Below are 3,894 nucleotides of genomic sequence, written 5' to 3' on the forward strand. Positions count from 1 at the left end.
AAAACGGCGTGCGGTTTTCCGCACGCCGTTTTATCTTTATTCGCCGGTTTTTTCCTGTCGGGTCAGACGCTTCCGCACGTCCCGCTTCAGCAGGGCGTAGAGGATGGAGGCCACCGGCACACTGAGGAGAACGCCGGCCAGGTCGAAGAGGCCGCCGCCCACGGTGACGGCGGTGAGGACCCAGATACCGGGCAGCCCCAGGGAAGTCCCCACCACTCGCGGGTAGATGACGTTGCCCTCAATCTGCTGGAGGCAGACCAGGAAGATGAGGAAGATGAGGGCGTCGATGGGGTCCACCATGACCAGCAGCAGGGCGGAGGTGATAGCGCCCACATAGGCGCCCACCACGGGGACCAGTGCGGAAACGCCGATGAGTACAGCGATGAGGAGGGCGTAATCCAGCCGCAGGATGAGCATGCCGAGGAAGGTAAGTCCGCCCAGAATACATGCCTCTGTGATCTGGCCGCTGACAAAGCGGCTGAAGGTGTCGGCGGTGAGGGAAGCTACATCCAGCACCACATCGTAGACCTTTTTAGGGACATATGCCTTGAGGACCCGGCGGCACTGTCCCAGAAGGGTATCCTTGCCGGAGAGCAAATAGACGGAAAAGACCAGGGCCAGTACCATGGTGATGGCCACAGAAACCAGTCCGCTGGTGAGAGACAGGAGCTGGGGGACGGCAGTGGAGAGGGCGGAGAAGAGGCTGTTGACGAATTCCCGCAGCGTCTGGCCAAACTGGGAGAGGTCCAACTCCTCCAGGTGGAGCCAGGCCGTGATGTCGTTGATCCAGACCTGGACCTGGGCCAGATAGCCGCTGAGGTTGGCGGCAAAGCGGCCCACGCTGCTGGTGAGCTGGGGAATGACAAAGGCGAAGATGGCGGCAACCGCGCCGATCAGAAGCACATAGGAGAGGGCCACAGCCAGAGGAAGGCTTAAACCGGTCAGAGGTGTGCCTTTCAGGCCACGGTCCAACGTCCGCCGGAAGAAGGCGCAGGGCCGAGACAGAATGAAGGCAATGGCCAAGCCGGCAAAGAGTGGGGTCAACTGGGAGAGGATCAGACGGACCATGTGCCAGAGGTCGTCAAACCTGACGATCACGAAAACCAGCCCCACGGTGAAGGTGATGAGGATTAGAATGCTGCGGAACATTTTTTTGTCCATGGAGGAATTTCCATCCTTATCCGTATGATTTGAGTGACACCAATATAGCATCTCCCCCATGGGAAAGTCAATGCACCACCGGCAAGATGAGAAAAAAGCTCACTCCAGATCCATGTGCCGTTTCCGGTCGGCGGACCAGGCCAGCTTCCGAGCGAGGGCGGCGGTGTCGCCCCGCTCCAGCACCTGGCGGTAGGCCCGCAGGTTGTCCTCCAGGTTGCGGATGACCTTTGTAAGGGCGGAGGCGTTCATGGAGAAGAGCTCGGTCCAAAGGGGGACATCCAGGGCGGCAACCCGGGTGCAGTCCCGGAAGGAGCCGCCCTCAAAGCCCCTGCACTCGAAGAGGTCGGGGTCGTCGCATACCGCCACAGCCATGATATGCATGACCTGGCTGGTATAGGCGATTATGGCGTCATGTTTTTGGGTGGTGGTCTCCACTACGTCCCGACAACCGATGTAGGCGGCAATGCGCCGGAGCAGGTCCAGGTGCTCGGGGCGGTGTCCGGGACGGGGAGTGAGAATGTAGTGGGCCCCCCGGAAGAGGTCTCCGTCAGCGTGAAAGATACCCGAGGTCTCCTTGCCGGCCATGGGATGGCCGCCGATGAAATCCACCTCGTCGGGCAGTACGGCGGCGGCGTCCACGACGGCGGTTTTGATGCCGCACACATCGGTGACCAGACTGCCGGGCTTGAAATCTCCCCGGTGGGCTTTGAGAAAGTCCACGATGGCGCCGGGGTGGAGGCAGAGGTAGACCACATCGGCGTCGGCGATGGCCGCCTCTGCGTCGTCGGTGAGGCGGTCGGCCACCTTGTGGGCAGCAGCAAACTCAAGAGTGGCGGAGTCCCGGTCTACCCCCAGGACTTCAAAGTCTTCAAAGCCCTTCAGGGCCATGGCCATAGAGCCGCCAATTAGGCCCAGGCCAATAATGGCAATGGTTTTGCTCATGTCCGCCCCTCCTCAGACCGTCCGGCCCACGCAGGGAGCCATGGTGCGCAGCTTGCCCATGAGGTCATCGAACTGGGCCGGGGTGATGGACTGGGCACCGTCGCACTTGGCATGGGGGGGATCGTTGTGGACCTCGATGATGAGGCCGTCGGCGCCAGCGGCCACGGCGGCCATGCTCATGCGCTCCACCATCCAGGCCTGGCCACAGGCGTGGGAGGGGTCCACCACCACGGGGAGGTGGGAGAGCTTTTTGACCGCCAGCACGGCGGAGAGGTCCAGGGTGTTGCGGGTGAAGGTCTCGAAGGTGCGGATACCCCGTTCGCAGAGAATGACCTTGTCATTTCCGCCGGCCATGATGTACTCGGCGGACATGAGCCACTCCTCGATGGTGGAGGAAAGGCCCCGCTTGAGGAGGATGGGCTTGGTGGTGCGGCCCAACTGCTTGAGAAGGTCGAAGTTCTGCATGTTGCGGGCGCCCACCTGGATGACGTCCACGCACATCTCGAACATCTCGATGTTGTCGGTGGACATGATCTCGGTGACGATGGGCAGTCCGGTGGCGGCACGGGCCTCCTGGAGGAGGCGGATACCGTCGTTGCCCATGCCCTGGAAGGAGTAAGGGGAGGTACGTGGCTTGAAGGCACCGCCCCGGAGGGCGGAGGCGCCGCTCTGCTTGACGGCCTGGGCCACGGCCACGATCTGCTCCTCGCTCTCCACGGAGCAGGGTCCGGCGATGACGGCCAGCTTTTCGCCGCCGATCCGGGCGCCGCCGCCCAGGTCAATGACGGTGTCCTCGGGGTGGTATTTTCGGTTGGCCTTCTTGTAGGGCTCGGTAACCCGCATGACCCGTTCCACGCCGGGGAGCAGGGAGAGCTTTTCCTGATCGATGTGGGAGGGATCTCCCTCAGCGCCCAAAATGGTGGTCTCGGAGCCCTTAGAGACCATAACCTTGACGCCGCCCTCCTCCATGGTGTGGATAGCGGATGCCAGCTGCTCCTCGGAGAAGCCCGGCTTCATAATAACGACCATACTTATTCCTTCCTTTCTGTCGGCACGGATAAGAAAAACGCGGCAGCCCCGGTTGGGACCGCCGCGTTGTGATGTCCACACGCATTCATAGCGGGCCAGATCCAGGGCACGACAAAGCGCCGTTGCCGGCATAGCGGCAGCGGTAGGAATACCCATAGACGTGACCCTGGAACCGTTTCATGCGACACACTTCCTTCTGTTGTGGTACTTTAGCACTTTTTGCTGTTGAAGTCAAGGCCCATGCGCCAAATTTTTTCCCATGCTGCCAAGATGCTACCAAAAATTGGCTCAAACCCTTGGGGCGCAAGGGATTCAAAAAATGGCTGAAATAAAATGCTACCAAGATGCTACCAAGAGAACTTTTTTATCAAAACGGCCAGTCTTTTTCATATTTTGGAAAAGACTGGCCGTTTTTTGCACTGCAAGGGGTGTTATACGCCCGTAGTACGCGAAAAAGTTCGTATTTCAGGCGTTTGACCCCTAAAACCCCAAATTTTAAAAGGAGGAATTCCAAATGAGAAACCTCAAGCGGGCTCTCAGGCTGGCTCTGGCTTTCGTCATGGTTATGTCCATGATGGTCGTCGGCGCCGGCGCTGTGAGCATTGACGACTTCTCCGACAAGGACCAGATCGTCAACACTGAGGCCGTGATGACCACTGGGCGCCATCACTGCCGACTTCACCGACACCAAGGGCCACTGGGCTGAGTCCTACATCGCCTACGTTGCCAGCCTTGGCATCGTCGACGGCCGCGGCGACGGCA

5 protein-coding genes are annotated in these 3,894 nt (G+C 60.2%); 2 read left to right on the forward strand and 3 right to left on the reverse strand.

Going from position 1 to position 3,894, the window contains the following annotated elements:
- Positions 1-36 precede the first annotated feature (36 nt).
- The 3 genes from Q0K15_RS10885 to aroF form a co-directional block, all read right to left on the reverse strand.
- On the reverse strand, positions 37-1,161 hold the full coding sequence (locus Q0K15_RS10885; protein WP_294515867.1) for an AI-2E family transporter: 1,125 nt from the start codon (positions 1,159-1,161) through the stop codon (positions 37-39).
- A 99-nt stretch (positions 1,162-1,260) separates the two neighbouring features.
- Positions 1,261-2,103: a prephenate dehydrogenase gene (locus tag Q0K15_RS10890; RefSeq protein ID WP_294515868.1), complete on the reverse strand. Its 843-nt coding sequence runs from the start codon at positions 2,101-2,103 to the stop codon at positions 1,261-1,263.
- A 12-nt stretch (positions 2,104-2,115) separates the two neighbouring features.
- A complete protein-coding gene (gene aroF / locus Q0K15_RS10895; RefSeq protein WP_294515869.1) occupies positions 2,116-3,132 on the reverse strand; it encodes a 3-deoxy-7-phosphoheptulonate synthase in 1,017 nt (338 codons plus the stop codon).
- A gap of 514 nt (positions 3,133-3,646) precedes the next feature.
- On the opposite strand from aroF, the gene Q0K15_RS10900 reads away from it, so the two are divergent.
- Positions 3,647-3,838, forward strand: a complete 192-nt coding sequence (locus Q0K15_RS10900; RefSeq protein ID WP_294515870.1) for a hypothetical protein — start codon at positions 3,647-3,649, stop codon at positions 3,836-3,838.
- A 7-nt stretch (positions 3,839-3,845) separates the two neighbouring features.
- On the forward strand, positions 3,846-3,894 hold a 49-nt coding region (locus tag Q0K15_RS10905), incomplete at its 3' end, for a hypothetical protein (protein ID WP_294515871.1).

This window comes from uncultured Intestinimonas sp. (genome assembly GCF_944387245.1).
Classification (GTDB): Bacteria; Bacillota; Clostridia; order Oscillospirales; family Oscillospiraceae; genus Intestinimonas.

Bases quoted from the DNA above. Each gene is read 5' to 3' on its own strand.
- Q0K15_RS10885 (WP_294515867.1), bottom strand. From the start codon at position 1,161: ATGGACAAAAAAATGTTCCGCAGCATTCTAATCCTCATCACCTTCACC.
- Q0K15_RS10890 (WP_294515868.1), bottom strand. From the start codon at position 2,103: ATGAGCAAAACCATTGCCATTATTGGCCTGGGCCTAATTGGCGGCTCT.
- aroF (WP_294515869.1), bottom strand. From the start codon at position 3,132: ATGGTCGTTATTATGAAGCCGGGCTTCTCCGAGGAGCAGCTGGCATCC.
- Q0K15_RS10900 (WP_294515870.1), top strand. From the start codon at position 3,647: ATGAGAAACCTCAAGCGGGCTCTCAGGCTGGCTCTGGCTTTCGTCATG.